Below are 26,141 nucleotides of genomic sequence, written 5' to 3'. Positions count from 1 at the left end.
GGTAAGGGCCCTATCGGGTAAGAACCCGCACGGCCCCGGGTACGCACTCGGCCACCAGCGGAAGCGGCCCGACCGGTTCCCCGTCCGCGTACGCGGTGACGGCCTCCGCGGCCAGCTCGACCCGGGCGGCCCGGTACACGGTGACCTTGGGATGGGTGAGGTGGGTGCCCTTGTAGACGCGCGGGAACACCCGCAGCAGCGTCGCACGGGAACAGCCCCCCACGACCGTCACGTCGAACAGACCGTCGCTCATGTCGGCGCCGGCGCAGATCCGCATGCCGCCCCCGTACGACGGGCCGTTCCCGACGGCGACAAGGGTGGCGTCGACCTCGCGCACGGACCCGTCGTCCAGCGTGAGCCGGAACGGCACCGGCCTGAAGGCCGCGAGCTCCGCCACGATCGCGAGGTCGTACTTGAAGCGGCCGAGCGGCAGCCGCATACGGTTGCCGCGGTCGTTGACCCGGGAGTCGAAGCCGGAGGCGAGGACGGTGCCGAACCAGCGGTCTCCGATCCTGCCCAGGTCGATGTCCCGGGTCACCGAACCCTTCAGGGCCCCGGCGGCGAGCGCACCCGCCGCGGCCGGATCCCGGACAGGCAGCCTCAGCGCCCTCGCGAAGTCGTTGCCCGTACCGACAGCGATCACACCGAGCGGGGTTCGGGTCCCGGCGACCGCCTGCAGCGCGAGATTCACCAGACCGTCCCCGCCGACGGCTATGAGCGCCCCGGTGCCGCCGTCGACCGCGGCACGCGCGCGCGTGAGGGCGTCGTCGGCGTCCTCCCCCACGACCGTACGCACGGAGAAGCCGGCCGCCCGCAACGCGGAAGCGGCCGGCTGCGCCGCGTGGGCGCCCCGGCCGCGTCCGGCGGTGGGATTGACGAAGAGGGTGATCTCGCTGGTCACGACCGGACCCTACAAGGTCGTGCTGCTGCTCAGGTCACGTCGTCGTATCCGTTGACCCGGCCATGGTCCGAGCTCGCCTGCTCGGGCAGCTCGGAGCTGGCCGAGACGGGCTCGGGGGTGAGGTCCAGGTGCGAGGCCTCGTCGTCGTCGAGATCCTCACGGGACCTGGCCTTGCGACGGTCGTTGAGGAGGGCGAAGGCCACCGCTCCGAAGTACAGCAGCCAGATCGGCGCGGCCAGGGCCAGCATGGTCAGTGGGTCGGTACTGGGCGTCGCCACGGCCGCGAACACCGTGATGCCCATGATCATCGCGCGCCACCAGCCGAGCATCCGCTTGCCGGTGATCGCCCCGATGAGGTTGAGGAAGACCAGAAGCAGCGGGAGCTCGAAGGAGAGGCCGAAGACCAGCACCATGCGCAGCACGAGGTTGAGCAGATCGTCCACGGGCAGCAGGTTGGCCGCGTTGTCCGGCGTGAACTCGATCAGGACCTTCGCCGTGGTGGGCAGCACCGCGTAGGCGAAGTACGCACCGCACATGAAGAGCGGGGCACCCGTGCCGACGAACGCGTAGGCGTACTTCTTCTCGTTCTTGTGCAGTCCCGGCGCGACGAAGCCCCACAACTGGTAGAGCCACACCGGCGAGGACAGCACCAGTCCTGCCATCAACGACACCTTCAGAGCCAGCGTGAAGGCGGTGAGCAGACCACTGACCGTGATCTGCGCGCAGTGCTCCGACTTGTTCGCCGCGAGTTCCGTGAACGTCCTGCCCGTGCAGCCGACCGAGTCGAGGATCGGCCGGGTGATCAGGTTGATGATGTCGTTGTAGTAGAAGGCGGCGACGATCGTGACGACGGTGATGGCGAGCAACGACTTCGCCAGCCGGTTGCGAAGCTCACGCAGGTGTTCCGCGAGCGGCATCCGCCCCTCGGGATCCTTCTCCGTCTTGCGGGCAGACTTGAGCAACCCACGTCCTCATCTCGTGCGACAGACCGCCCTCCCGGGCGGCCCGGAATCAGCGCTGCGAAGTCTGGTCGGTCGGCTCGGTGACCGGGCGGCCGCCCGTCACGTCGCCGGGGGCGGCCTTGATGGTGCGCTGCGCCGGGGTCTGCTCGTCGTGCTGCGGCGGGTCCGTGGGGGCGGTCTGCTGGCCGTCGGACTTCATCGCCTTGGCCTCGCTCTTGAGGATGCGGGCCGACTTGCCCAGCGAGCGCGCCATGTCGGGAAGCTTCTTCGCACCGAACAGCAGGACGACGACGACAAGGATCAGAATGATCTCAGGGGCGCCGATTCTTCCGAACATAAGCGTTTACCTTCTCACCGAGGCGGCAGGGGCGGGGCTGCCGGTACAGGTCGGACTGGTGTCCGACCACCGTGCTGGCAGCGATCGTATCCCGCGGGGGTGAACAGGGGGCAATCCCTCTGCGTACTCCCAGTTGCGGTCCGCGCCTCGCTCGACGGGCCGCGCATCGCAGCGTACCCGCCCGCCCCCGCGCCCGGACAGGGCACGGAGGTAAAGCGCTTTCTATCCTGTCTCGCAGTTCACATCCGGCGCGTCGCGCGCGTCACAGCGGACAGGCCATCAGGCAGGACGGGTGCGGGTCACAGCAGTTCGCGGCTCGTGCGGGCCGCGCCGGCCGCCGCGCGCTCCAGCTCCTCTGCCGCGCGGTTGATCTGCTGTGTGGCGTCGGCGACTTGACGCCCGAGGCGCTGCGCCTCGACGAAGACCCGGACGGCGAACACGCCGAGCACGGCAAGTCCCACGAACCCCACAGCAATCGACAGCATCGCCCAGAACATGCGCCGAGCCTAGACGGTCTGGTGGAGGCGGAGCGTGCTCACCCCTCCACCGGTGAGGAGTTCGATGATGCGCTCCCCGGCCGGCTTGCGTACGGCGGCGCCGCACTCGGGGCAGGTGAACGAGTAGAAGGTGGTGCGGCGGGTGGCGCCGATCGCCAGGCGCAGGGCCTCCGCGGAGAGTTCGAACCGCTCACGGCAGTCGGGGCAGGCGGCCTTGAACAGCACCGGACCCACCATCGCGGACAATCCACCCATTTCGACCATCCCAGACTCTTCAGAGACTTATGGAACTTCCCGAACTTCTGGCTCCCCCGGGCCGTACCGCGGTCAACAGCACGCCCACGTTCCTCTCACCGGCCGCGCGGCAAGGTCGTCACAGACCCGCCCGCGCGCCCGGCCGAACACCCCTACCCGTGCCCGTCGTACGCAGCCAGCGCCTCCCCGGCGGCCTGCCGCGCACTCTCGGCGAGCCCGAGCGGCGAGACGATCCGCCCGTCGCGCCCGAGCCGGAGCGCGAGCCTGCGCAGCGACGACGGGTCCGGCGTGCGCAGCGTGATCCGCAGGCCGCCGTCCGCCAACTCCTCCGCGCTGTCGTGCGGGTAGTACTCCGCCACCCAGCGCCCGCCGGGACCGACCTCGATCACGACCTCGGGATCCTCGGCCGCCGGCTGCACAAGGCCCTCGGACAGGTCCCGCAGTTCGATCTCGGGCGGCGCGGACGGCTCGTCCAGGATCCGGATCTCGGCCACGCGGTCGAGCCGGAACGTGCGCCGCGCCTCGGAGCGCCTGCACCACGCCTCGACGTAGGTGTGGCCGACGCTCACCAGGCGGATGGGGTCGATCTCGCGCTCGGTGACCTCGTCGCGGGCGGGCGAGTAGTAACGGATCCACAGCCGGCGCCGCTCCGAGATCGCCCGGTCGACGTCGGCGAAGACACCGCCCTCGGACTCGAAGGTCACGGAGAGCCGGGCGCTCGCCCCGGCCGCCTCACCGGCGGCGGCCTCCAGCTTCGCAGTGGCCCGCAGGAGCGCGAGCCGGTCGCTCTCCCGCAGGCCGGGCAGTGTGGACACGGCGCGCGCGGCGACGAGCAGCGCGGTCGCCTCGTCGGCGGCGAGCCGCAGCGGGGCGGCCGCTTCCGCGCTGAGGGCGCCCGGGTTGCGCCACCAGATGCGGTCGCCGTCCGTGTCGATGTCGAGGAGGTCGCCGCCGCGGAAGCTCGTCCCGCACAGCGGCAGGATGTCGAGGTCGGAGATCAGCTCGTCCTCGGTGATCCCGAAGGCGCGGGCGACGTCCTCGACGCGCGCGCCGGGACGCTCCCGCAGATACGTCACCAGGGACAGCATCCGCCGGGTCTGGTCGATGGCGTTCGTGGCCATTGGTCCTTCTTCCCCTCAGCCCTTGGCCACGGCGCGCAGCCGGTCGACGACCTCGGCCCGCAGCTCGGCGGGTTCGAGGACGACCACGTCGGGCCCGAACTCGACCAGCCAGGCGTCGAGCCCGTGCCCGTACGGGATCTCCAGCTCGTCCCAGCCGTCGCCGAGGTCGCGTACGGCGGAGGCCTTGGCGCGCAGCGGGTAGCCGGAGCCGGAGCGCAGTCTGATGCGGGCCGTGCGGTCGGCGGTCTCGCCGGCCCAGCTCGCGACGGTCTCGCGGACGGTCACGACGTCGGGCACGTCGGCGGTGAAGCGGCCGGCCCGGGAACGGACCTTGCCGGTGATGCGGGAGAGGCGGAAGACACGCTCGGCGCCGCGGTCGCGGTCCCAGCCCGCGAGGTACCAGTGGCCGCGCCAGCACTCGAGCGCCCACGGCTCGACGTGCCGCTGCGCGGGCCGAGCGGCGGTGGCCTTGCGGTAGTCGAAGACGACGGCCCGGCGGTCGCGGCAGGCCAGCATCAGCGGCTCGAACGACGCCTCGTGCACGGGGATACGGGGTTCGAGTGCGGAGTGCGCCTCGTACGGGTCGACGTCCTCGGGGAGTCCGGCGGCCCGCAGCTTCTGCAGGGCTCCGCTGGCGGCGCCGGCCAGGCGGGCCTGCTGCCAGACCTTGGCGGCGAGGCCGAGCGCGGCGGCCTCCTCGGCGTCGAGGGTGACGGGCGGGAGCCGGTTGCTGTCGCGGCGGGCGAGGTAGCCGATCTCGCCGTCGAGGTTCTCCACGGTCGCGATGACCAGGCCGAGCTCGCGCAGGTCGTCCTTGTCGCGCTCGAACATCCGGTTGAAGCTGTCGTCGGAGTTCGCTTCCAGGTAGGCCTCGATGGAACCGCGCAGCTCACGCTTGCTGAGCGGGCGCCCGGTCCCGAGCAGGCACAGCGCCAGATTCATCAGCCGCTCGGCCTTCGCAATGGCCATCGACGCCCTACGTCCTCTCTTCGAGAGCCTCCGGGCTCTCCCCCATCCGAACGTCGACCGTACCGCTCCGGAGTCTCGTGGCAAAAGCCGAAGGCCCATGCCAAGGGGCATGGGCCTTCGGATGACCGCTTGCGGTCACAGCCTGATCAGACGGCGACCTCGTCGGTGACGGTCAGACCGCGACCAGGTCGCAGACGAAGATCAGCGTCTCGCCGGGGGCGATCGCGGTGCCGGCACCACGGTCGCCGTAGGCGAGGTGCGCGGGGATGGTCAGCTGGCGGCGCCCGCCGACCTTCATGCCCTGCACGCCCTTGTCCCAGCCGGCGATGACCTGACCGATGCCGAGCTTGAACTGGAGCGGGGTCCCACGGTTCCAGGAGGAGTCGAACTCCTCGCCGGTGGAGAAGGCCACGCCCACGTAGTGGACCTTGACGTTGTCGCCGGCCTTGGCGACGGCGCCGTCACCTTCCCAGATCTCCTTGATCTCCAGGTCAGCCGGCGGCTGCCCCTCGGGGAAGTCGACCTCGGGCTTCTCGATGCTCACGTCTCTTGCTCCTGCTGATAAACGGTTGGGCAACCCGGACAGTCTTGCATCCCGACGGGTCAGGACGTGGCCAGGATGTCCACGACGAAGACGAGGGTCGAGTTGGCCGGGAGCGTCTCGCCCTTGGCCTCCTTGCCGTACGCCTGGTCGGCCGGGATCACCAGGAGGACCCGGTCGCCGACGTGCTTGCCGACGAGACCCTTGTCCCAGCCCGGGATGACCTGGCCCTGGCCGATGACCGTGGTGAAGGGCTGGCCGGTGTTGTACGAGGAGTCGAAGAGCGTGGCCTTCGGCTTGCCCTCGTTGATCTTCCAGGCGGCGCCGCTGTACTGCATGGTGACCGTCTTGCCGCTCTTGACCTCGGCACCCTTGCCGTGGATCAGGACCTGGTCGACCAGCTTCTTCGGCGGGTCGTTCTTCGGCACGGAGATCGTCGCGGGCTCCGGCTTGTCGGCCTTGATCTGCGGCAGGTTCGACGGGATGGACGCCTGCGTGCCGGTCGCCATCTTCGGGGTGACCTTGCCGACGTCGATCGCGAACACCAGCGTGTCGGTGCCGGTGACGCCCGCCTGCTGGTTGCCCTGGCTGCCGAACCCGGCGGCGGGCGGCGCCACGACGAGGACGCGGCTGCCCTCCTTCTGCCCGACCAGCGCGTCCGAGAACGCCGGGATGACCGACTTCGAACCCGCGGTGATCAGCTGCGGGCTGCCACCCTGCTGGTAGGAGCTGCCGAGGTCCTTGCCGCTCTTCCAGACCTTGCCGGTGAAGTTCATCGACACCAGGTCGTCCTTCTTGACCACGGCGCCGCTGCCCTTCGACAGCGTGTGCACGACGAACTTGCCGCTCGGCTCGGCCTTCGGCACGGTGATCGTCGCCTGCTTGCCGACATCACCACTGATCGTCGGCATCGGCGACGCCGAGTCGACCGGCTTGGGAGCGCCCGCCTCAGCCTTGGGCGAGGCGGACGCGGAGTCCGACTTGTCCGTGTCGCTCTTCTTGTGGTCATCACCCCCGCACGCCGTCGCGGTCAGCGCCAGAGCCGGGACGATGAGCAGAGCAGCAAGTCGGCGTCGCACAGTGATCCTCAGGTTGCGGGTTACTTGAGTACGGTCCGGCCACTCTAGGCCCTCGCGTCCCCTACCCGGGGTACCGCACACCAAAGGCCCCGTACGCAGATCACGTACGGGGCCTTTGGTCGACGGTGGGCCGGTCGTCCTACATTCCGGCGATCAGTTTCTCGACCCTGTCGTCCACCGAACGGAACGGATCCTTGCACAGCACCGTGCGCTGCGCCTGGTCGTTCAGCTTGAGGTGCACCCAGTCGACCGTGAAGTCACGGCGCTGTTCCTGGGCCCTGCGGATGAAGTCGCCGCGCAGCCTCGCGCGCGTGGTCTGCGGCGGCACCGACTTGCCCTCGAAGATCTTGAGGTCGTTGCAGATGCGCGCCGCCTGCCCCTTCCTCTCCAGCAGGTAGTAGAGACCCCGGCGACGGTGGATGTCGTGATACGCGAGGTCTATCTGCGCGACCCGCGGATGCGACATGGTCATGTTGTGCTTGGCCCGGTACCGCTCGATGAGCTTGTACTTCATCACCCAGTCGATCTCGGTGCCGATCCGGTCGAGGTCCTCGGCCTCGATCGAGTCGAGAACACGGCCCCACAGTTCGAGGACCTGCTCGACGGTGCCGGTGCGGATCCCGCGGCGCTCGCAGAAGTCCACGGCCTTCTCGTAGTACTCGCGCTGCACCTCGAGGGCGGATGCCTCGCGGCCGCTGGCCAGACGCACCTTGCGCCGGCCGGTGATGTCGTGGCTGACCTCGCGGATGGCCCGGATCGGGTTCTCCAGGGTGAGGTCACGCATGACCGTGCCCGCCTCGATCATGCGCAGCACGAGGTCGGTGGCGCCCACCTTGAGGAGCATCGTCGTCTCGGACATGTTCGAGTCGCCGACGATGACGTGCAGGCGCCGGTAACGCTCGGCGTCCGCGTGCGGTTCGTCGCGGGTGTTGATGATGGGGCGGGAACGCGTGGTCGCGGAGGACACGCCCTCCCAGATGTGCTCGGCACGCTGGCTCACGCAGTACACGGCGCCGCGCGGAGTCTGCAGCACCTTGCCCGCGCCACACAGCAATTGCCGTGTGACCAGGAACGGAATGAGGATGTCCGCGAGTCGCGAGAACTCCCCGTGACGGGCCACCAGATAGTTCTCGTGGCAGCCGTAGGAGTTTCCCGCCGAGTCGGTGTTGTTCTTGAAGAGATAGACGTCGCCCGCGATTCCCTCCTCGTGCAGGCGGCGTTCGGCGTCGACGAGCAGGCCTTCCAGAATGCGCTCGCCGGCTTTGTCGTGCGTGACCAACTCGGTCACGTTGTCACATTCGGGAGTTGCGTATTCCGGATGTGACCCGACATCGAGATAGAGGCGGGCGCCGTTCCGCAGAAAGACATTGCTGCTGCGGCCCCATGACACGACACGGCGGAAGAGGTACCGCGCCACCTCGTCAGGAGACAGGCGGCGCTGTCCCCTAAACGTACATGTGACGCCGTACTCGTTCTCCAGCCCGAAAATGCGGCGGTCCATGAGTGAACATTACGCCTGATGCCCTGTACTGAAACCGGGTTCGACGGCCCCGTTTCGATCATTTTCCGATGACCCCGCGACACGCCCGGCGATACGGGGAGCTGCGAGGACCCGTCCGGTGGCCAGCAGCACCAGCAGCGCGGCCACCCCCGCCGCGCCGGGAACGGCGAAGCCCCACACCGTCCCGCCCCACTCGACGACCGGCCCCCCGGCGGCAGTTCCGACCGACGTGCCCACCGTGAACGTCGTCACGAGCCACGAGAACGCCTCCGTCACCGTGCCCCGCGGCGCGTGCCGGTCGACGATGATGAACGCGCAGGCGATGGACGGGGCGAGGAACACGCCGGCGAGCGCGGTCAGCGCCGTCATCGCGACGACGCCCGGCATCAGCACCAACGGCACGTAGAACAGGGCCAGCAGGGCCACCAGCCACCGCAGCCGCCGCTCGGGAACACCGGCCCACTGCCGCGCCCCGTACACCGAACCGCCCACGAGCGCGCCGAGCCCGAGCGCCGCCATCAGCCAGCCGTACGTCACATCGCCGCCGTGCCCGTCCGCGTACGAGACCCCGGCCACCGTGATGGAGCCGAGCGCCATGCCGATGAACAGGAACGCGCCGAGGAGCGCGAGGAGCCCGGGTGAGCGCAGGGCGCCCAGCCAGTGCGCCTCACGCGGGGCCGAGCGCCACGCGCGCGACGGCTGCGACACCACTACGGAGAGGGCGCCCAGCACACCGACGACGTTCAGGACGACGAGCGCGGCCTGCGCCGACCACAGCGACACACACACGGTCACGAGCAACGGCCCGACGGTGAACATGACTTCCTGCGCCACCGCGTCCATCGCGTACGCCGTGTGCACCTGGTCCTCGCGCGGCAGCACGTTCGGCCACAGCGCGCGGAGCCCGCCCTCCAGGGGTGGTGTGCACAGTCCGGCGGCGCCCACGGCGGCGTAGGCGACCGCCGGTGAGCCGGTCCCCGCGAAGGCGAAGACCGTCATGGCGAGTGCCGAGGCCACCGCGGCCGGGAGCTGCACCCTCGGCTGGCCGCGCAGGTCGACGAGCCGGCCGAGCAGCGGCTGGCCCACGGCGTTCGCGACGCCGTACACCGCGGCGAGCGCCCCGGCGAGGCTGTACGTACCGCCCTCCGCGCGCACGAACAGCACGATCGCGATCGCGGCCGTCGCGTTCGGCAGCCGCCCCACCAGCGTGCCGACAAGCAGCCGCGTCGCGTACCGCGCCCTGAGGATCTCCGCATATCCCGCGGCCATCGCCCGCCCTCTCCCCGCCCCGAGGCGCCTTTAGGTTTTACGTATAACGTCGAGGGTCATACGTACCATGTCCGCAGGCCGCGGGTCCACCGGACGACCCCGCCCCACACCCACGGAGGCACGAGTGACGACCGGGTCAGACGAGACGGCCCCCACCCGCCCCACCAGCCGCGACGTCGCCCGCGCCGCCGGAGTCTCCCAGGCCGCCGTCTCCCTCGTACTCGGCGACAAATGGCGCGGCCGCGTCGCCGAGGCCACCGCCGAACGCGTCCGCGCCGCCGCCCGCGACCTCGGCTACCGCCCCAACCTCGCCGCCCGCAACCTGCGCCTCGGCCGCACCCGCACCGCCCTCCTCGTGGTCCCCGCCCTCACCAACGAGTTCTTCGCCGGCGTCTACACCGGCGCCGCCCGCGTCGCCGCCGAGCACGGCTTCGGCGTCGTGCTCTACCCCTCCCCCGAAGGCACCGGCCCGGCGCGCGACCCCTTCGACTCCGCGCGCGCCGCCCTCGACGGCGTACTGGCCTCCTCGATGGCCTCCGACGCGGTCGCCGCGATCCGGGGCGACGGACTGCCCCTCGTCATGCTCGACAGCGACCCCGGCGAGACACCGGCCACCGGCACCGCCACCGTCAACCTCGACATCGCCGACGGCATGCGCCAGGTGACGGACCATCTGCTGACCCTCGGCCACCGCCGCTTCCTGCACCTCGCGTCCGCCGTCTCCTCCTGGACCTTCGACGTACGCGCCCACGAACTCGCCGCCCGCACGGCCCACGTACCCTCCGCGGACATCCGCACCGTCCGCTCCGCCCTCACCGTCCAGGCCGCCCGCACCGCCGCGCACGCCGCACTGACCACCCCAAGACCCCGCCCCACCGCGATCGTCTGCGACGACGACAAACTCGCCACCGGCGCCTACAAAGCCGCCCGCGGCCTCGGCCTGCGCATCCCCGAGGACCTCTCCGTCACCGGCTTCGACGACCTCTCCCTCGCCACCGCCGTCGAACCCGAACTCACCACCGTCCGCCTCCCCGCGGAACTCTTCGGCGAGCGCGGCATGGCGGCCCTCCTCGCCGTCCTGGACGGCCGCACCCCCGAAACGACCGCGCTCCCCGTCGAGTTGGTCATCCGCGGCTCCACAGCCGCGCCCGCGCCCCCGAGCTGACACAAAACGGCGCCCCGACCGCCGAAGCAGTCGAGGCGCCGCACACACCCTCGGGAAGGCCCGCTCACTCCTCGGAGTCGGACTCCGCCTCCGCGTCGCCCTTCTCCACCGACTCCGCCGGCGCCTCCGCACCGGCCTCGAGCAGCCGCACCAACCGCGGCCCCACGATGCGCTTGAACTTCCGCGCCTGCGGACGCGTACGGTCCAGAACCGCCACCTCGAGCCGCTCCGCGGGGATCTCCCGCTCACTGCCGTTGGTGTCCCGCGACAGGGCCTGCACCGCCAGCTTCAGCGCCTCCGCAAGCGTCATCCCGTCGCGATGCCGCTGATCCAGATACGTACTGATCTGCTCCGCGTTACCACCGACCGCCACCGAGCCGTGCTCGTCGACGATCGAGCCGTCGTGCGGAAGCCGGTAGATCTGGTCACCGTCGGGGGTCACCCCGACCTCGGCGACCACCAGCTCCACCTCGTACGGCTTCTCGGCGGCGCTCGAGAAGATCGTGCCCAGCGTCTGCGCGTACACGTTCGCCAGGCCACGCGCCGTCACGTCGTCGCGGTCGTACGTGTAACCCCGCAGATCCGCGTAGCGCACACCGCCGATCCGCAGATTCTCGTACTCGTTGTACTTGCCGGCGGCGGCGAAGCCGATCCGGTCATAGATCTCGCTGAACTTGTGCAGCGCACGGGACGGGTTCTCGCCGACGAACACGATGCCATCGGCGTACTGCAGCACAACCAGGCTGCGACCGCGGGCGATGCCCTTGCGGGCGTACTCCGCCCGGTCGGCCATGGCCTGCTGGGGTGAGACATAGAACGGCGTCGACACCGGCTGTCCGTCCCTTTCTGTCAGTGACTCAGTGACTCAAGTCTGCGGCGAATAGGCACAGGTCGATGGGCCCGGGTCAGAGAAGCGCGGCCCGCGGGCCGTCGGGCTGCTCAAGGCGGCGCTCCAGGATGGAACGGGCGATCTGCGAACCCTCCTCGTCGGTGAGCCTGCGGAACCCGTCGTCCGTGATGACCGTGACGATCGGATAGATCCGGCGCGCCACATCGGGACCACCGGTCGCCGAGTCGTCGTCCGCCGCGTCGTACAGCGCCTGCACGACCAGCGTCGTCGCCTCCGACTCCGTCAGGTCGTCGCGGTAGAGCTTCTTCATGGCCCCCCGCGCGAAGATCGACCCGGAGCCGGTCGCCGCGTACCCGTGCTCCTCGCTGCGGCCGCCCGTGACGTCGTACGAGAAGATGCGGCCCTTGCCGCGGTCCACGTCGTACCCCGCGAACAGCGGCACCACGGCCAGGCCCTGCATGGCCATGCCGAGGTTCGACCGGATCATCGTCGAGAGCCGGTTCGCCTTGCCCTCAAGGGAGAGCTGGGCGCCTTCCACCTTCTCGAAGTGCTCCAGCTCCAGCTGGAAGAGCTTCACCATCTCCACGGCCAGACCGGCCGTACCGGCGATGCCCACCGCCGAGTACTCGTCCGCCGGAAAGACCTTCTCGATGTCGCGCTGGGCGATCATGTTGCCCATCGTGGCCCGCCGGTCACCGGCGAGAACCACGCCGCCGGGGAACGTCACGGACACGATCGTCGTGCCGTGCGGCGCCTCGATCGCGCCCTTCACGGCCGGAAGTTGACGGTTCCCGGGCAGGAACTCCGGCTGATGCTCGGACAGAAAGTCCACGAAGGACGACGATCCAGGCGTCAGGAAGGCAGCTGGTAGACGCCCGGTGCTACGAGAGTTGGCTTCCACGCGTTTCCTTCCACGTAGGCGGCGGCCCGACGAATGGCGTCGGGATCGTCTCCCAACTTGCCGATGGCCGAATTGCAGTTGAAGCACAGTACGCCACGGACCCTACCCGTCTCGTGGCGGTGATCCACATCCACGGCGAGACGCTTTTCGCCGGATCACACAAGGGCGCGAGAGGCAGTGCCCCCGTACGTACCGGGCACTGCCCCACCACCTAGCCGTACACGTATGTGGACTACTGTCCACCCTTCTGAACGAAGGACCGCACGAAGTCCTCGGCGTTCTCCTCCAAGACATCGTCGATCTCGTCCAGCACGGAGTCGACGTCGTCGCTCAGCTTTTCCTGGCGTTCCTTGAGGTCTTCCGAGGCCTGCGCGTCCTGCGCCTGCTCCTCGACCTCCTCGGTGGAACGCGTCGCCTTCTGCTGTCCGCCGCCGGTGTCCTTGGTCGCCATCTACCTCACCCCGCTCGGTTCGACGTTCTTGATCAGACCCTACAAGCCGGGTCCGACATCGGCCCCGCAGTTTGTTCAACGTGCGGGGCCCACCTGTGTGATTCCCCGGCCGCCGGCTTTTCAGCCGCCGGACAGCACCCGGACCAGATCTTCGGCCGTGCGGCACCGGTCGAGCAGCTCCTTCACGTGATTACGCGTTCCGCGAAGGGGTTCGAGGGTTGGGACCCGCTGCAGGGAGTCACGGCCGGGCAGATCGAAGATCACCGAGTCCCAGGAGGCCGCGGCGACGTCGTCGGCGTACTGCTCCAGGCAGCGGCCGCGGAAGTAGGCCCTGGTGTCCTCAGGAGGCTGCGTACGCGCCCTCTCGACCTCCGGCTCGTCCAGGAGGCGCTTCATCTTGCCGCGGGCCGCGAGACGGTTGTACAGGCCTTTCTCGGCCCTTACGTCGGCGTACTGGAGGTCCACGAGGTGGAGGCGCGCGGCGTCCCAGTCGAGGTTGTCGCGGCGCCGGTAGCCCTCCATGAGCTCCCGCTTGGCGACCCAGTCGAGCTCTCCGGAGAGGCTCATCGGGTCGGATTCGAGGCGCCCGAGGACGTCCTCCCAGCGGGTCAGGACGTCCTTGGTCTGCTCGTCGGCGTCGGCCCCGAAGCGCTCCTCGACGTACTTCCTGGCCAGCTCGAAGTACTCCATCTGGAGCTGCACCGCGGTGAGTGTGCGGCCGCTGCGGAGGGTGACGAGGTGTTGCAGGGTGGGGTCGTGGGAGACCTGGTGGAGGGTGCGTACGGGCTGTTCGACGGCGAGGTCGACGGCGATGAAGCCGTCCTCGATCATGGAGAGGACGAGGGCCGTCGTGCCCAGCTTGAGGTAGGTCGAGATCTCGGAGAGGTTCGCGTCTCCGATGATCACGTGCAGCCGGCGGTACTTCTCGGCGTCGGCGTGCGGCTCGTCCCTGGTGTTGATGATGGGGCGCTTGAGGGTCGTCTCCAGGCCGACCTCGACCTCGAAGTAGTCCGCGCGCTGGCTGAGCTGGAAGCCGTGCTCGTGGCCGTCCTGGCCGATGCCGACGCGGCCGGCGCCGGTGACGACCTGGCGGGACACGAAGAAGGGCGTCAGGTGGCGCACGATGTCCGAGAAGGGGGTCTCCCGCTTCATCAGGTAGTTCTCGTGCGTCCCGTAGGAGGCGCCCTTGTTGTCGGTGTTGTTCTTGTAGAGGTGGATCGGCTGGGCCCCGGGGAGCTGGGCGGCGCGCTCGGCGGCCTCGGCCATGATGCGCTCGCCGGCCTTGTCCCACAGGACGGCGTCCCGGGGGTTGGTGACCTCGGGGGCGCTGTATTCGGGGTGTGCGTGGTCTACGTAGAGGCGGGCACCGTTGGTGAGGATGACGTTGGCCAGGCCGATGTCCTCGTCGGTGAGCTGGCTGGAGTCGGCGACCTCACGGGCGAGGTCGAATCCCCGGGCGTCCCGCAGCGGATTCTCTTCCTCGAAGTCCCAGCGGGCGCGGCGCGCCCGGTGCATCGCCGCCGCGTAGGCATTGACGATCTGGGACGAGGTGAGCATGGCATTGGCGTTGGGATGGCCGGGGACGGAGATCCCGTACTCCGTCTCGATGCCCATTACTCGCCGTACGGTCATGCGGCCCTCCTTGCCCGGCGGCGTCCCCGTTCGGGGGCGGCGCTCAAGTACCGCTGGTTCTCCGGTGCGCGTGCGGTGCCCGTCCCCGCACTGCGCGACTCGGCGGCATTGAAGAGCCTAGAACGCCTTTGCGCTGGTGGGGAGATCATTACCGTCATTGCTCTCGCTGTGCTGCGAGCTGGTCACTGTCTGGAAAGCAGCGGGTGTTCGTTGCCTGGAAAACAGTCGGCTGCGGGTACCCGGTAGAGGCACCCGCAGCCGCCCTGCCTTTTACAGGTACTGCCCGGTGTTCGCCACCGTGTCGATGGAGCGTCCGGTGTCCGCGCCCTGCTTTCCGGTGACGAGCGTACGGATGTAGACGATCCGTTCGCCCTTCTTGCCGGAGATGCGGGCCCAGTCGTCGGGGTTGGTGGTGTTGGGCAGGTCCTCGTTCTCCTTGAACTCGTCCACGCAGGCCTGGAGGAGGTGGGAGACCCTGAGGCCCTTCTGGTTGTGTTCGAGGAAGGCCTTGATGGCGGCCTTCTTGGCGCGGCCGACGATGTTCTCGATCATGGCGCCGGAGTTGAAGTCCTTGAAGTAGAGGACTTCCTTGTCGCCGTTGGCGTACGTGACCTCGAGGAAGCGGTTCTCCTCGGACTCGGCGTACATCTGTTCGACGGCGGTCTGGATCATGCCCTGGACCGTACTGCCGCGGTCGCCGCCGTGCTCCCCGAGGTCGTCGGCGTGCAGCGGCAGGCGGGCGGTGAGGTACTTGGCGAAGATGTCCTTGGCCGCTTCGGCGTCCGGGCGCTCGATCTTGATCTTCACGTCGAGTCGTCCGGGCCGCAGGATCGCGGGGTCGATCATGTCCTCACGGTTGGAGGCGCCGATCACGACCACGTTCTCCAGGCCTTCGACACCGTCGATCTCGGCGAGCAGCTGCGGGACGATGGTGTTCTCCACGTCCGAGCTGACACCGGATCCGCGGGTGCGGAAGAGGGACTCCATCTCGTCGAAGAAGACGATGACGGGGGTGCCCTCGCTGGCCTTCTCACGCGCACGCTGGAAGACGAGGCGGATCTGCCGCTCGGTCTCGCCGACGTACTTGTTGAGCAGCTCGGGGCCCTTGATGTTCAGGAAGAAGCTCTTGCCCGTGGCCTGTCCGGTCACTTCCGCGACCTTCTTGGCAAGGGAGTTGGCCACCGCCTTGGCGATCAGGGTCTTGCCGCAGCCGGGAGGCCCGTAGAGCAGGACGCCCTTGGGCGGCCGCAGCTCGTGCTCCTTGAACAGGTCCGGGTAGAGGTAGGGGAGCTCGACCGCGTCGCGGATCAGTTCGATCTGGTTTCCCAGGCCGCCGATCTGCTCGTAGCCGATGTCCGGGACCTCTTCCAGGACGAGCTCTTCGACTTCGCTCTTGGGTACGACTTCGTAGACATAGCCGGATCGGGGTTCGAGCAGGAGGGCGTCGCCGGGGCGGATGGTGATGTCGAGGAGTGGTTCGGCGAGCCGGACCACTCGTTCTTCATCGGTGTGCCCCACCACCAGGGCGCGCTCGCCGTCCTCGAGGATCTCCTTGAGGGTGACGATGTCGCCGACGCTCTCGTACTCCATGGCCTCGACCACGTTGAGCGCTTCGTTGAGCATCACTTCCTGGCCGCGCCTGAGCTCTTCGAGCTCCACGCTGGGGCTCACGTTCACCCGGAGCTTGCGGCCGCCGGTGAAGATGTCGGCGGTACCGTCCTCGTTCGCCACGAGGAAGACTCCGAAGCCGGCCGGCGGCTGTGCGAGCCGGTCGACTTCCTCCTTGAGAGCCACGATCTGGTCGCGGGCCTCCCTGAGCGTGTTGGCGAGCCGCTCGTTCTGCGCGGACACGCCGGCCAGGTTGGTCTGCAGCTCGACGATCCGCTCTTCGAGAATCCTCGTATGACGCGGAGAGTCGGCGAGCTTGCGTCGCAGGACGGCGATCTCCTGCTCAAGATAGGCAATCTGACCGGCGGGGTCGTCGGACCCTCGTCCCGGGCGGATGCCGCGGTTCATGTCGTCGTCGTGGGCTGCCACGGTCCTCACCTCCTCCAAGGGGAGCTGGACGCTTCCAGACCCTACCTGGGTGGGTGTCGATTGAAACCCCTAGATCACAAAGACCGTGGGGGTGTGTCCGATCTTCACCCTTGCGCTCTCCCTCACGCCAGGGGAATACCCACCCAACATGATTGGGAAGCGGCCGGTTGTAGGGTCGACGTGTTCAACACCCGTCGGAGCTGGCCCGACTTGCTGGTACGCGGGGCGGTTCTAGGCAGGAAACGGCAGGAGACATGAGCGTGCAGCAGGAGGCCGGATCCGGCACCGACAGCGGCGTCGCCCTTGAGGTGTGGATCGACCAGGACCTCTGCACCGGCGACGGGATCTGTGCGCAGTACGCGCCCGAGGTCTTCGAGCTGGACATCGACGGACTGGCTTACGTGAAGAGCGCGGACGACGAGCTGTTGCAGGCGCAGGGGGCGACCACCCCGGTGCCCCTTCAGCTGCTGAACGACGTCGTGGATTCCGCGAAGGAGTGCCCGGGCGACTGCATCCACGTACGTCGTGTTTCGGACAGGGTGGAGGTCTACGGCCCTGACGCGGAGTGACCGCGGGGTTTCCGTACGTACAAGAAGGGCCCGTGCCGCCGTTTCCGGTGGCGCGGGCCCTTCTTGTACGCGTGGGGTCAGATGCTGCGGGCCTCGGCGGGGGTGGAGCGGACGAACGCGGCGCCCTTCCACTGCCACTTCGCCTTGTCCGTGGTGTCGGGGCAGCAACTGGGGACGGCGGGGCTGGAGTAGCCGAGGAGCGTGGCGGTGACTGCTCCGTCGCGCACCGCTACGTCGTCCGCCGTGAGCCGGTTCTTCGGGTCGACGAGGGTGGCGACGATGCGGGGTCCGGCGTGCGCCTCGTGGGACCGGGTGAGGACGTAGACGCCGCTGGGCGGGGTGCCGGAGCCGGCGTCGCAGCGGACCACGGCGACGGTTTCCGGACTTCCGTCACCGTCGAGGTCGCCGGTGGCCTTCTTGACCACGAGGACCTTGGCTGGCCCGCACTGGAGCGGGAAGTGGACGGCGGCCGGATCGGGGGCCGCCGCGGTGGTTCTGGTGTCGGCGGACCGCGGTCCCGGCTGGGCCGCGGTGGCCGCGCCGGGCTGCAGGAAGGAGGAGACCGCGACGACGGCCGAGACGGCCGTCGCGGTCGCCAGCCAGTGGATGGGACGGGTGGTGGTGTGCGCCAGTTCCGGGACGGCGGGGTGCTGCACTAGGAGTGTCTCCTGTGAGGGCTGTGCCGGTGGGGGTGGCCAGCATCGTGCCATACCTCACAGTGCGGGGGAACGTCAGGGTCCGCTGATTCTCAGGTTGATGGAGAGCGCCCTGTCGTTGCGCCTGTGCGGGCCCTCAACGCGCAAACGCCGCCGCCGAGTTCCCCCGGGTGTGCGGGGAACTCGGCGGCGGCGTTTGCGCGTTGTGTCGGGTACGCGGGTCAGCGTCCGGCGTTGCCGCCGTCGGCGTTGGGGCCCGAGTAGTCCTCGCCGTAAGCGCCCTTCGCGGGGCGTCGGCGGCGCATGGGCGGCTCGACGCCGTCCGCGAGGCGGCGGGCGGTGAGGAGGAAGCCGGTGTGGCCGATCATGCGGTGGTCCGGGCGGACGGCCAGGCCCTCGACGTGCCAGTTACGGATCATCGACTCCCAGGACGTCGGCTCGTTGAAGCAGCCGATCTCGCGGATGGACTCGACGGTCCGCGCGAGCTGGGTGGTGGTCGCCACGTAGCAGCAGAGGATGCCGCCGGGGACGAGCGCCTTCTTGACGACGTCCAGGCACTCCCAGGGGGCGAGCATGTCGAGGATGACGCGGTCCACGTCGGTGTCGCTCAGGTTGTCCTGGAGGTCGCCGACGGTGAGCTGCCAGGCGGGGTGGGGGCCGCCGAAGTAGCGCTCCACGTTCTGCGTGGCGATCTCGGCGAAGTCCTCGCGGCGCTCGTAGGAGTGCAGCATGCCCTCGTCGCCGATGGCGCGCAGCAGGAAGCTGCTCAGCGAGCCGGAGCCGACGCCTGCCTCGACGACGCGGGCGCCGGGGAAGATGTCGGCGAAGGCCAGGATCTGCCCCGCGTCCTTGGGGTAGACCACGGCGGCGCCGCGGGGCATGGACAGGACGTAGTCGGGGAGCAGGGGGCGCAGCGCGAGATAGGCGACGTTTCCGGTGGTGCGGACAACGCTGCCCTCGGGTGCGCCGATCAGCTCGTCGTGCGGGAAGGAACCCTTGTGGGTGTGAAAGTTCTTCCCGGCCTCGAGCGTGAACGTGTAGTGGCGGCCCTTGGGGTCGGTCAGCTGTACCTGGTCCCCGACCTTGAAGGGCCCGCGTCGGCGGGCGGCACCGGTCGGTTCGGACATGTGACCAGCCTACCGGGTCCCTGCGGTGCGCCTGACCGGCGGAGGCGGGCCGGGGGTGCGTGAGGACAGTGGGCGTCGGTTGTGGTTGCTCGCGCCCACGCGGCGGAGCCGCACGTCGAAACGGCCCCGCGCCCCTGTCGGGGGGCTCAGGTGCGGGGGGTCGTCACGCCGGCCTCGCCATCGCCTTGACGAAGGCTCGCTCCACGTCCGCTGCGGACAGGACCCCGTAGATGGCGCCGCTCTCCTCGACGACCAGGTACTCGGTGGCGGGGGTGGCGCGCAGGGTGTCGAGGAGTTCCTCGCCGGCGAGTTCCGCGGAGACGCGCATGCCGTCGGTGAGGTCCTGGGCGAGTCCGCTGACGGAGACCCAGGGGCGGCGGTGTTCGGGTACGCCGACGATGGCGGCCTCGCGGACGAGGGACCGGGGTTCGCCGTCGGCGTCGACGACGACGAGGGCGCGGGCGCCCGCCTCGTTGGCGCGGCGCAGGGCCTCGGAGAGAGGGGTGGCGCTCTCCACGGGGACCGCACGGCGGGTGAGCGTGCGGGCGCGCAGTTCGGGGAGGTGTTCGCGCAGGCGAGCCACGCGGAGGCTGTTGCCGGCGCCGGTCCAGATGATCGCGGCGAGGATGGCGGCGAGCAGGGCGTCTGTGACGGTGTCCATGCCGCCGGTGTCCGTGGCTGCGCGGCCGAGTGCGCCCGTCTGGGTGAGCAGGGGCAGCCCGATGAGGACGGCGAGGGCGAGGGCCCGGCCGACCCAGGCGGCGGCGACGGTGCCGCTCATGGGCTTGCCGGTGATCTTCCAGACGATGGCGCGGAGCATGCGGCCGCCGTCGAGGGGGAGGCCGGGGAGCAGGTTGAACGCGGCGACGATGAGGTTGGAGATCATCAGGCCCGCGAGGAGGACGCCGGGCACGGTGCCGGGCTCGACGGCGAGCATGCCGAGGTAGAAGACGCCCGCGAGGACGAGGGACAGCAGCGGCCCGACGAACGCGAGGACGAACTCGCGTCCCGGGGTCTCGGACTCCTTCTCGATCTCGGACACGCCACCGAAGAACTGCAGCTGGATACGGCGCACCGGCAGTTTGTAGCGCAGTGCGACGACGGTGTGGGCGAGCTCGTGGACGAGTACGGAGGCGTAGAACGCGACCGCGAAGAAGAGGGACACGAGATAGCGGGCGGGGCCGAGTTCGGGCAGGACGCGGTCGAGCTGGCCGCCGAAGACCCAGGTGATGAGGGCGGCGACGAGGAACCAGCTGGGCGCGACGTAGACGGGCACGCCGAAGGGGCGCCCCATCAGGATCCCGCCCCGGGCGTCGGGCGCCTTGGCCGGACGCCGACCGCTGGTCGCGGGGGTGCGGGCTGGGGTGGGAGTGGCCTGGGCCGGTTCTTCGGTGCGCTCGGCGTGCTCGGTGCGCTCGGCGTGCTCAGCGGGCTCCGTGTCGTCAGCCGGGTCGCCGGAGGCCTGGTCGTCGGAGGCGCGGTCGCCGGAAGCCCGGTCGTCGGAGGCCTGGTCGTCGGAGGCGCGGTCGCCGGGAGCCCGGTCGTCGGAGGCCTGGTCGTCGGGCTCCCGGCCGTCGGAGGCCTGGTCGTCGGAGGCCCGGCCGTCGGAAGCCTGGTCGTCGGGCTGCCGGTCTTCGGGCTCCGGGTCGGACGGCGAGGCGTTCTCCGGTTCCTCTTCCTCCGCCGGACGCTCGTCCTGGGGCGGGCGCGGGGCGGAGTTCGCGCGGAGGTCGCCGTTCGTGGGCGGTGGGGGCGTGGGGTGCGGGCGGGCGGCCTGGTGGTCGTCCGTCGTACCGCTGCCGGGCTGCGGCCGGCCGCTCTCGTCCACGGTGATCCCTCGGTCCCCTCGTTCGACGTCCCTCGCCCCTGCCGTCGCACGATCATGCGGGGCGGGGCGGTGTGCAGTCGATGGTATGCGTCCGGTGTGGCGTGGCCCTCGTCGACTCCCCCGCCGTCACCGGCCCCTGCCCACCAGGACGCCCACGATGCGTGCCGTACCTGACTGTCAGTGGCGGCCCGTAAGGTCTGTCGTCATGGAAACCAGCACCGAAGGGGCCGCCGCGGCCGCTCGCCCGGCGTCGCTCTCGCCCTCGCGCGCGAGCGACTTCATGCAGTGCCCGTTGCTCTACCGGTTCCGGGTGATCGACAAGCTGCCGGAGAAGCCGAGCGAGGCGGCGACGCGCGGCACGCTGGTGCACGCCGTGCTGGAGAGACTGTTCGACGCTCCCGCGGGTGAGCGGACGGCGCCGCGCGCGAAGTCGCTCATCCCGGGCCAGTGGGACCGGCTGCGCGAGGTGAAGCCGGAGCTGGCGGAGCTGTTCGCGGACGACGGTGAGGGCGAGCGGATGGCGCGCTGGCTGGGCGAGGCCGAGCAGCTCGTCGAGCGCTGGTTCACCCTGGAGGACCCGACGCGCCTGGAGCCTGCCGAGCGGGAGCTGTTCGTCGAGGCGGAGCTGGAGTCGGGCCTGAAGCTGCGCGGCATCATCGACCGCGTCGACGTCGCGCCGACGGGCGAGGTCCGGATCGTCGACTACAAGACGGGCAAGGCCCCGCGCCCCGAGTACGCGGAGGGCGCGCTGTTCCAGATGAAGTTCTACGCGCTGGTGGTGTGGCGCCTGAAGGGTGTCGTGCCACGCCGGCTCCAGCTGGTCTATCTGGGCAGTGGTGATGTGCTGACGTACGACCCGGTGGTGGCCGATCTCGAGCGGGTGGAGCGCAAGCTGCACGCGCTGTGGGACGCGATCCAGTTGGCCACGGAGACGGGCGAGTGGCGGCCCCGGCCGACGAAGCTGTGCGGTTGGTGCGACCATCAGGCGGTTTGCCCGGAATTCGGTGGGACGCCCCCGCCGTATCCCCTTCAGGTCAGGGTGCCCGGGTCCGACGAGGGCTAGCAGGGCAGAATGGCCCGGACTACCGAAGGAGAGTTACGTGGCGATCCGCGTCCTACTGGTCGACGACCAGCCGCTGCTCCGTACCGGGTTCCGGATGATTCTGGAGGCCGAGCAGGACATCGCGGTCGTCGGCGAGGCCGGAGACGGCCTGCAGGCGCTCGACCAGGTCCGTGCCCTGCAGCCCGATGTGGTGTTGATGGACATCCGCATGCCGCGGATGGACGGTGTCGAGGCGACCCGGCAGATCACCGGCCCCGGCCGGGACGGTCCGGCGAAGGTGCTCGTCCTGACGACGTTCGACCTCGACGAGTACGTGGTGGAGGCGCTGCGGGCCGGCGCCAGCGGCTTCCTGCTGAAGGACGCCCCGGCCAACGAGCTGGTGCAGGCGATCCGGGTGGTCGCGGCGGGCGAGGCGATGCTCGCGCCGAGCATCACGCGGCGGCTGCTCGACAAGTACGCGGACCATCTGCCGTCGGGCGACGAGCCGGTGCCCGACACGCTGCACACGCTGACCGACCGTGAGGTGGAGGTCCTGAAGCTGGTGGCACGCGGGCTTTCGAACGCGGAGATCGCGGCGGACCTGTTCGTCAGCGAAACGACGGTGAAGACGCACGTCGGCCATGTGCTGACGAAGCTGAGCCTGCGGGACCGTGTGCAGGCGGCGGTGTACGCGTACGAGAGCGGTCTGGTGCGTCCCGGCGCGCAGTAAGGCCGTACAAGCAGTAAGGGCCGTACAAGAACAAACGGCGGTGGCCGCCTCCCGCATGGGGAGGCGGCCACCGTCATGTGTGCGGCCGGGAGCCGGCGCGGGGCTCAGGCCGTGCCCTTGCTGATCTCCCAGAACCGGAAGACCGTCGACGCGTCGAGGCAGTTCTCCAGGCCGTAGACGCTGTCGCGGACGACGGCGTACTGCTTGGCCTGCCAGACGGGCAGGACGGGCAGCTCGGCGGCGACGATGTTCTGGAGCTGCCCGAACTGCCGGTCGGTGGAGGCGCGGTCGCTCTCCGCCCCGGTCTCCGGGATGATCTTCCCGGTGATGGTGCTGTTGGTGTAGTTGTTCCCGAGCACGTTGCCCGCGCCGAAGAACGGCTGGGTGAAGTTGTCGGGGTCCGGGTAGTCCGGCACCCAGCCCTTCACGTACACGCCGTACTTACCGGTCTTGATGTCCTTCTCGTACTGGCTGAACGCGATGGACTTCATGTCGGCGTCGAACAGGCCGCTCGCGTTGAGCTGCTTGGCGATGGCCGCGAGTTCCTGGTCGGTGGCGGGGCCGTAGCGCGAGGGCGTCGACCAGAGCGTGAGCTTCACCTTGCCGGTGATGCCGTCGGCGCGGAGCGCGGCGCGTGCCCTGGAGAGCGAGGGGTGGGCGCCGTAGGTGTCGAAGAAGGCCGTGTTGTGGCCGCTGATGCCCGCCGGGATGATCGAGTACAGCGGGGTGGCGGTGTCCTGGTAGACCTCGTCGACGAGGGAGTCCCGGTCGATCAGGTAGGCCATGGCCTTGCGTACGGACAGGCGGCCGGCGACGGGGTCGTTCATGTTGAAGACCAGGTGCTGGACCTCGGCGCTGGTGCCCTCGACGACCTCCGTCTTCGAGTTCATCGACGCGGAGTTCTGGATGGCGGCGACGTCCTTGGCGGCGAGTCCGCGGTAGGCGAGGTCGATCTTGCCGCTGACGAGGGCCTTCTTCAGGCCTGCCTGGTCGCCGTGGAAGAACCTGATGGTCATGCCGGAGTTCTGGACCCTGGCGGTGCCCTTGTAGTCGGCGTTGACCGAGAAGACGGCCTTCGTCTTGCTGAAGGAGTCCAGCTTGTAGGGGCCGGAGCCGACCGCCTCGCCGTCCGAGCGCAGGCTGTTCATCGAGTACGCGGTGTGGTCGACGATGGAGCCGGCACCGGACGCGATCTTGCTGGGGAAGGTGGCGTCCGCGTGCTTGAGCTTGAAGACGACGGTCTTCGCGTCGGGCGTCTCGACCTTGTCGAGCATCGGGAACATGATCGCCGGGCCGGCGTCGTCGTTGATGCTCATCATGCGGTCGAAGGAGAACTTGACGTCCGTCGAGGTGAGCTTGTGGCCGTTGCTGAACTTGAGGCCGTCGCGCAGTGTGCAGGAGTAGACGCGGGTGCCGGTGTCCGTGAAGGAGCACTCCTTGGCGGCTTCGGGTTCCGGCTCCGTGCTGCCCTTGGGGAAGCTCAGGAGGGACTGGAACACGTTGTTGAACAGCAGCCACGACCCCGGGTCGTAGCCGGAGGCGGGGTCGGTGGCCTGGATGTCGTCGGACATTCCCATGACCACGGCGCCGCCCTTCCCGGCGGCACTGCCCTGGTCGGTGCCGCATCCGGCCAGCAGAGCCGCGGTGAGTCCCGTCCCGATGGTCAGGACCAGCCAGTGGTTGCGCATTCTCACGTACGTGCCTTGTCGTCAGTGGTGCGGAAAACGGGCGAGCCGGCCGCCCTGGACGGGAAGGCCGGCTCGCGAGGGGATCAGCCGCTCACGCCGCGGCCGAGTTCCCAGAGCTGGAGGATCGAGGAGGAGCTGAGGGCCCATTCGACCCCGGTGATGTCGTCACGTGCGGCGACGTACTGCTTGCCCTGCCAGAGCGGGAGGACGGGCACGTCGTCGGAGACGATGTCCTGGATGCGGGTGAGGCTCTTGGAGGCGGTCAGCCGGTCGGCCTCACGACGGGACTCGGGGATGAGCTGGTCCCGGATCGTGCTGTTCGCGTAGGGCGACGCAAGGAAGTTGTCCTTGTCGAGGAACGGCGCGATGAAGTTGTCGGCGTCGGGGAAGTCGGGGAACCAGCCCAGACCGTAGACGTCGTACTTGCCCTTGAGTTCGGAGGCGCGGTAGGTGTCCCACGCGTCGCCCTTGATGTCGACGGAGAACAGGCCGCTGGAGTTGAGCTGCTGCTTGAGCACCTCGAACTCCCGCTTGGTGGCCGGGCCGTAGTGGTCGGTCGTGTAGTGCAGGGTGAGCTTGACCGGTGTGCTGATGCCCGCGCGGGAGAGGATCGAGGTGGCCTTGCCGACGCTCGGCTCGCCGTACTTGTTGAAGAACGAGTTCGTGTGGCCGGTGATGCCGGCGGGCACGAGCGAGTAGAGCGGTTCGGCGGAGCTGCCGTAGACGTCGGCGGTGAGCTGGCCGCGGTCGATGACCTGGGCCATGGCCTGGCGGACGGCCTTGCTCCGGACGACGGGTGCGCTGGTGTCGAAGCCGAGGTAGCGGATCTCCATGCCGGGCATCTCGACCAGGTTGATGTTCTTGCCCGGGTCGGCCGAGAGCTGCTTGATCTGCTCCGGGGACATGGTGCGCGTCATCATGTCGACGTCGCCCTTTTGGAGGGCTTTGCCCATGGCGTCGGTGTCCGCGAAGGAGACCAGCTCGACCTTGTCGTTCTTCGGCTTCAACTGCCCCTTGTAGTGGGGGTTCTTGGTGAAGACGGCTTTGACCAGGGTGTTGTTCTTCACCTTGGCGTCGAGGGTGTACGGGCCGGAGCCGTCGATCGCGAAGCCGTTGCGCAGCTTGCCGCGTGAGTAGTCGTCGGGGTTGACGATGCCCGCGGTGGGGGTGGCCAGCTTGTACGGGAACGTGGCGTCGGCGGTGTTCAGGTGGAAGATCACCTGGTCACGGCCCTTGGTCTCGACCGTGTCGACGCTCGAAAGCAGTGCGGAGACACCGCTGTCGCTCTTGAGGGTGCGGACGCGGTCGACGGAGAACTTGACGTCCGAGGCGGTGACGGGCGTGCCGTCGGCGAACGAGAGGCCCTTGCGCAGGGTGCACGCGTAGCGCTCGTTGCCGGTGTCGGTGAATCCGCAGCTCTCGGCGGCGTCGGGTACCGGCTCGCCGCCGCCGCGCGGCATGGCCATCAGGGTCTGGATGGTCTGGCGCAGTACGTTCCAGGAGCCCGCGTCGTAGGCGTACGCGGGGTCGAACGGGGCGGGGACCGCCTTCGAGGCGATGAACCGGTCGGTGGTACCGACGGCGATCGGGTTGCCGTCCTTGCCCCCGCCGGCGGACCCGCCGCACGCGGCGAGCACAGGCGCGAGCAGGCCGATGACGGCCGGCAACACCAAAGTCTTGCGGTTCATGCTCGAAGTTCTCCAGAGCTGTCTGTCCCGTGGGCCCGGCAACGGGGGTGGTGTCGACGGGACACGAGGGGTTACGGCGATGTTCTCGCGACGACATTAATGCGCGGGCCCAGGGGGTTTCGAAGGGGCCGGAGGGGAGTGTTCATCACGCTGCGAAACCGGGCGTGGACGCACTGATAACCCCACAGGGGTCGCTTCGGCTCAGGTTCCGACCAATCGGGACACATGGTCACAGGACGTGGAGTGGTGGCGCGGGTCACAGCACAGGTCCGCGCACCTGTCGACCCCACGTCGAGTGGGAAACGTCACACGTTCAACTAGCTTGATGGGCTTGGGGATTCGGTC

The 26,141-nt window shown here is 69.3% G+C and carries 25 protein-coding genes and 1 pseudogene; 4 read left to right on the top strand and 22 right to left on the bottom strand.

Going from position 1 to position 26,141, the window contains the following annotated elements; genetic code table 11:
* Positions 1 to 10: 10 nt before the first annotated feature.
* From EOT10_RS13520 to EOT10_RS13470, 11 genes are all read right to left on the bottom strand, one after another.
* Positions 11 to 901 (bottom strand): diacylglycerol kinase, encoded by an 891-nt coding sequence (locus EOT10_RS13520; protein ID WP_127828411.1) that lies wholly within the window; start codon positions 899 to 901, stop codon positions 11 to 13.
* A gap of 29 nt (positions 902 to 930) precedes the next feature.
* Positions 931 to 1,863 (bottom strand): twin-arginine translocase subunit TatC, encoded by a 933-nt coding sequence (gene tatC, locus EOT10_RS13515; protein ID WP_127828410.1) that lies wholly within the window; start codon positions 1,861 to 1,863, stop codon positions 931 to 933.
* A gap of 49 nt (positions 1,864 to 1,912) precedes the next feature.
* A complete protein-coding gene (gene tatA / locus EOT10_RS13510; protein WP_127828409.1) occupies positions 1,913 to 2,200 on the bottom strand; it encodes a Sec-independent protein translocase subunit TatA in 288 nt (95 codons plus the stop codon).
* Positions 2,201 to 2,499: 299 nt separating this feature from the next.
* Entirely contained in the window at positions 2,500 to 2,697 is a 198-nt protein-coding gene (locus tag EOT10_RS13505; protein ID WP_127828408.1) for a hypothetical protein, read from the bottom strand.
* A 9-nt stretch (positions 2,698 to 2,706) separates the two neighbouring features.
* Complete coding sequence (locus EOT10_RS13500) at positions 2,707 to 2,952, bottom strand: hypothetical protein (RefSeq protein WP_189491535.1); 246 nt, start codon at positions 2,950 to 2,952, stop codon at positions 2,707 to 2,709.
* Positions 2,953 to 3,104: 152 nt separating this feature from the next.
* The gene (locus EOT10_RS13495) at positions 3,105 to 4,073 is read right to left on the bottom strand and encodes a helix-turn-helix transcriptional regulator (protein ID WP_127828406.1); all 969 of its coding nucleotides are present in this window, start codon (positions 4,071 to 4,073) and stop codon (positions 3,105 to 3,107) included.
* Positions 4,074 to 4,088: 15 nt separating this feature from the next.
* Positions 4,089 to 5,042, bottom strand: coding sequence for a helix-turn-helix transcriptional regulator (locus tag EOT10_RS13490; RefSeq protein ID WP_127828405.1), 954 nt, complete (start codon positions 5,040 to 5,042; stop codon positions 4,089 to 4,091).
* Positions 5,043 to 5,214: 172 nt separating this feature from the next.
* Positions 5,215 to 5,586 (bottom strand): FKBP-type peptidyl-prolyl cis-trans isomerase, encoded by a 372-nt coding sequence (locus EOT10_RS13485; protein WP_127828404.1) that lies wholly within the window; start codon positions 5,584 to 5,586, stop codon positions 5,215 to 5,217.
* Between the two features lie 59 nt (positions 5,587 to 5,645).
* Positions 5,646 to 6,662 carry an FKBP-type peptidyl-prolyl cis-trans isomerase gene (locus EOT10_RS13480; protein WP_127828403.1) on the bottom strand — a complete coding sequence of 339 codons (1,017 nt, stop codon included), beginning with the start codon at positions 6,660 to 6,662 and terminating at the stop codon, positions 5,646 to 5,648.
* 139 nt (positions 6,663 to 6,801) lie between these two features.
* Positions 6,802 to 8,163 (bottom strand): Pup--protein ligase, encoded by a 1,362-nt coding sequence (gene pafA / locus EOT10_RS13475; protein WP_030606492.1) that lies wholly within the window; start codon positions 8,161 to 8,163, stop codon positions 6,802 to 6,804.
* A 9-nt stretch (positions 8,164 to 8,172) separates the two neighbouring features.
* Entirely contained in the window at positions 8,173 to 9,432 is a 1,260-nt protein-coding gene (locus EOT10_RS13470; RefSeq protein WP_127828402.1) for an MFS transporter, read from the bottom strand.
* 67 nt (positions 9,433 to 9,499) lie between these two features.
* On the opposite strand from EOT10_RS13470, the gene EOT10_RS13465 reads away from it, so the two are divergent.
* Positions 9,500 to 10,597 (top strand): LacI family DNA-binding transcriptional regulator, encoded by a 1,098-nt coding sequence (locus EOT10_RS13465; protein WP_127828401.1) that lies wholly within the window; start codon positions 9,500 to 9,502, stop codon positions 10,595 to 10,597.
* A gap of 64 nt (positions 10,598 to 10,661) precedes the next feature.
* On the opposite strand, the gene prcA is transcribed toward EOT10_RS13465, so the two are convergent.
* The 6 genes and pseudogenes from prcA to arc form a co-directional block, all read right to left on the bottom strand.
* Positions 10,662 to 11,426: a proteasome subunit alpha gene (gene prcA / locus EOT10_RS13460; RefSeq protein WP_127828400.1), complete on the bottom strand. Its 765-nt coding sequence runs from the start codon at positions 11,424 to 11,426 to the stop codon at positions 10,662 to 10,664.
* A gap of 76 nt (positions 11,427 to 11,502) precedes the next feature.
* Positions 11,503 to 12,348: a proteasome subunit beta gene (prcB, locus tag EOT10_RS13455; RefSeq protein WP_127828399.1), complete on the bottom strand. Its 846-nt coding sequence runs from the start codon at positions 12,346 to 12,348 to the stop codon at positions 11,503 to 11,505.
* Positions 12,300 to 12,485: pseudogene (locus EOT10_RS13450) on the bottom strand (endonuclease domain-containing protein); the annotation flags it as partial. The gene prcB and the pseudogene EOT10_RS13450, both read right to left, overlap by 49 nt.
* Positions 12,486 to 12,580: 95 nt before the next feature.
* Positions 12,581 to 12,799 (bottom strand): ubiquitin-like protein Pup, encoded by a 219-nt coding sequence (locus tag EOT10_RS13445; protein ID WP_016325855.1) that lies wholly within the window; start codon positions 12,797 to 12,799, stop codon positions 12,581 to 12,583.
* A 120-nt stretch (positions 12,800 to 12,919) separates the two neighbouring features.
* Positions 12,920 to 14,431 (bottom strand): depupylase/deamidase Dop, encoded by a 1,512-nt coding sequence (gene dop / locus EOT10_RS13440; protein WP_189491532.1) that lies wholly within the window; start codon positions 14,429 to 14,431, stop codon positions 12,920 to 12,922.
* A 270-nt stretch (positions 14,432 to 14,701) separates the two neighbouring features.
* The gene (gene arc / locus EOT10_RS13435) at positions 14,702 to 16,468 is read right to left on the bottom strand and encodes a proteasome ATPase (protein ID WP_127828398.1); all 1,767 of its coding nucleotides are present in this window, start codon (positions 16,466 to 16,468) and stop codon (positions 14,702 to 14,704) included.
* A 254-nt stretch (positions 16,469 to 16,722) separates the two neighbouring features.
* Between arc and EOT10_RS13425 the strand changes: the two genes are divergently transcribed.
* Entirely contained in the window at positions 16,723 to 17,037 is a 315-nt protein-coding gene (locus tag EOT10_RS13425; RefSeq protein WP_127828396.1) for a ferredoxin, read from the top strand.
* Positions 17,038 to 17,114: 77 nt separating this feature from the next.
* On the opposite strand, the gene EOT10_RS13420 is transcribed toward EOT10_RS13425, so the two are convergent.
* The 3 genes from EOT10_RS13420 to EOT10_RS13410 all read right to left on the bottom strand — a co-directional run bounded on the left by EOT10_RS13420 (position 17,115) and on the right by EOT10_RS13410 (position 20,648).
* Positions 17,115 to 17,693 (bottom strand): hypothetical protein, encoded by a 579-nt coding sequence (locus EOT10_RS13420; RefSeq protein ID WP_127828395.1) that lies wholly within the window; start codon positions 17,691 to 17,693, stop codon positions 17,115 to 17,117.
* A gap of 221 nt (positions 17,694 to 17,914) precedes the next feature.
* The gene (locus EOT10_RS13415; protein WP_127828394.1) at positions 17,915 to 18,820 is read right to left on the bottom strand and encodes a tRNA (adenine-N1)-methyltransferase; all 906 of its coding nucleotides are present in this window, start codon (positions 18,818 to 18,820) and stop codon (positions 17,915 to 17,917) included.
* Positions 18,821 to 18,983: 163 nt separating this feature from the next.
* On the bottom strand, positions 18,984 to 20,648 hold the full coding sequence (locus EOT10_RS13410) for a site-2 protease family protein (protein ID WP_189491529.1): 1,665 nt from the start codon (positions 20,646 to 20,648) through the stop codon (positions 18,984 to 18,986).
* Between the two features lie 205 nt (positions 20,649 to 20,853).
* Here EOT10_RS13410 and EOT10_RS13405 point away from each other — a divergent pair, with 205 nt between their 5' ends.
* Together EOT10_RS13405 and EOT10_RS13400 are read left to right on the top strand one after the other, a co-directional pair.
* Complete coding sequence (locus EOT10_RS13405) at positions 20,854 to 21,711, top strand: RecB family exonuclease (RefSeq protein ID WP_127828393.1); 858 nt, start codon at positions 20,854 to 20,856, stop codon at positions 21,709 to 21,711.
* A gap of 37 nt (positions 21,712 to 21,748) precedes the next feature.
* Complete coding sequence (locus EOT10_RS13400; protein ID WP_127828392.1) at positions 21,749 to 22,420, top strand: response regulator; 672 nt, start codon at positions 21,749 to 21,751, stop codon at positions 22,418 to 22,420.
* Between the two features lie 104 nt (positions 22,421 to 22,524).
* On the opposite strand, the gene EOT10_RS13395 is transcribed toward EOT10_RS13400, so the two are convergent.
* Both EOT10_RS13395 and EOT10_RS13390 read right to left on the bottom strand, forming a co-directional pair.
* A complete protein-coding gene (locus EOT10_RS13395; RefSeq protein WP_189491557.1) occupies positions 22,525 to 24,108 on the bottom strand; it encodes an ABC transporter substrate-binding protein in 1,584 nt (527 codons plus the stop codon).
* 83 nt (positions 24,109 to 24,191) lie between these two features.
* Positions 24,192 to 25,796: an ABC transporter substrate-binding protein gene (locus EOT10_RS13390; RefSeq protein WP_127828390.1), complete on the bottom strand. Its 1,605-nt coding sequence runs from the start codon at positions 25,794 to 25,796 to the stop codon at positions 24,192 to 24,194.
* Positions 25,797 to 26,141: the final 345 nt, after the last annotated feature.

This window comes from Streptomyces antnestii, assembly GCF_004005495.1.
Lineage (GTDB): Bacteria > Actinomycetota > Actinomycetes > Streptomycetales > Streptomycetaceae > Streptomyces > Streptomyces antnestii.
The sequence above is the reverse complement of the archived record's forward strand: the minus strand, read 5'-3'. Positions and strand labels throughout refer to the sequence as shown.

Bases quoted from the DNA above. Each gene is read 5' to 3' on its own strand.
- tatA (WP_127828409.1), bottom strand. From the start codon at position 2,200: ATGTTCGGAAGAATCGGCGCCCCTGAGATCATTCTGATCCTTGTCGTC.
- EOT10_RS13505 (WP_127828408.1), bottom strand. From the start codon at position 2,697: ATGTTCTGGGCGATGCTGTCGATTGCTGTGGGGTTCGTGGGACTTGCC.
- EOT10_RS13500 (WP_189491535.1), bottom strand. From the start codon at position 2,952: ATGGGTGGATTGTCCGCGATGGTGGGTCCGGTGCTGTTCAAGGCCGCC.
- EOT10_RS13495 (WP_127828406.1), bottom strand. From the start codon at position 4,073: ATGGCCACGAACGCCATCGACCAGACCCGGCGGATGCTGTCCCTGGTG.
- EOT10_RS13490 (WP_127828405.1), bottom strand. From the start codon at position 5,042: ATGGCCATTGCGAAGGCCGAGCGGCTGATGAATCTGGCGCTGTGCCTG.
- pafA (WP_030606492.1), bottom strand. From the start codon at position 8,163: ATGGACCGCCGCATTTTCGGGCTGGAGAACGAGTACGGCGTCACATGT.
- EOT10_RS13470 (WP_127828402.1), bottom strand. From the start codon at position 9,432: ATGGCCGCGGGATATGCGGAGATCCTCAGGGCGCGGTACGCGACGCGG.
- EOT10_RS13465 (WP_127828401.1), top strand. From the start codon at position 9,500: ATGTCCGCAGGCCGCGGGTCCACCGGACGACCCCGCCCCACACCCACG.
- EOT10_RS13445 (WP_016325855.1), bottom strand. From the start codon at position 12,799: ATGGCGACCAAGGACACCGGCGGCGGACAGCAGAAGGCGACGCGTTCC.
- dop (WP_189491532.1), bottom strand. From the start codon at position 14,431: ATGACCGTACGGCGAGTAATGGGCATCGAGACGGAGTACGGGATCTCC.
- EOT10_RS13425 (WP_127828396.1), top strand. From the start codon at position 16,723: ATGAGCGTGCAGCAGGAGGCCGGATCCGGCACCGACAGCGGCGTCGCC.
- EOT10_RS13415 (WP_127828394.1), bottom strand. From the start codon at position 18,820: ATGTCCGAACCGACCGGTGCCGCCCGCCGACGCGGGCCCTTCAAGGTC.
- EOT10_RS13405 (WP_127828393.1), top strand. From the start codon at position 20,854: ATGGAAACCAGCACCGAAGGGGCCGCCGCGGCCGCTCGCCCGGCGTCG.
- EOT10_RS13395 (WP_189491557.1), bottom strand. From the start codon at position 24,108: ATGCGCAACCACTGGCTGGTCCTGACCATCGGGACGGGACTCACCGCG.
- EOT10_RS13390 (WP_127828390.1), bottom strand. From the start codon at position 25,796: ATGAACCGCAAGACTTTGGTGTTGCCGGCCGTCATCGGCCTGCTCGCG.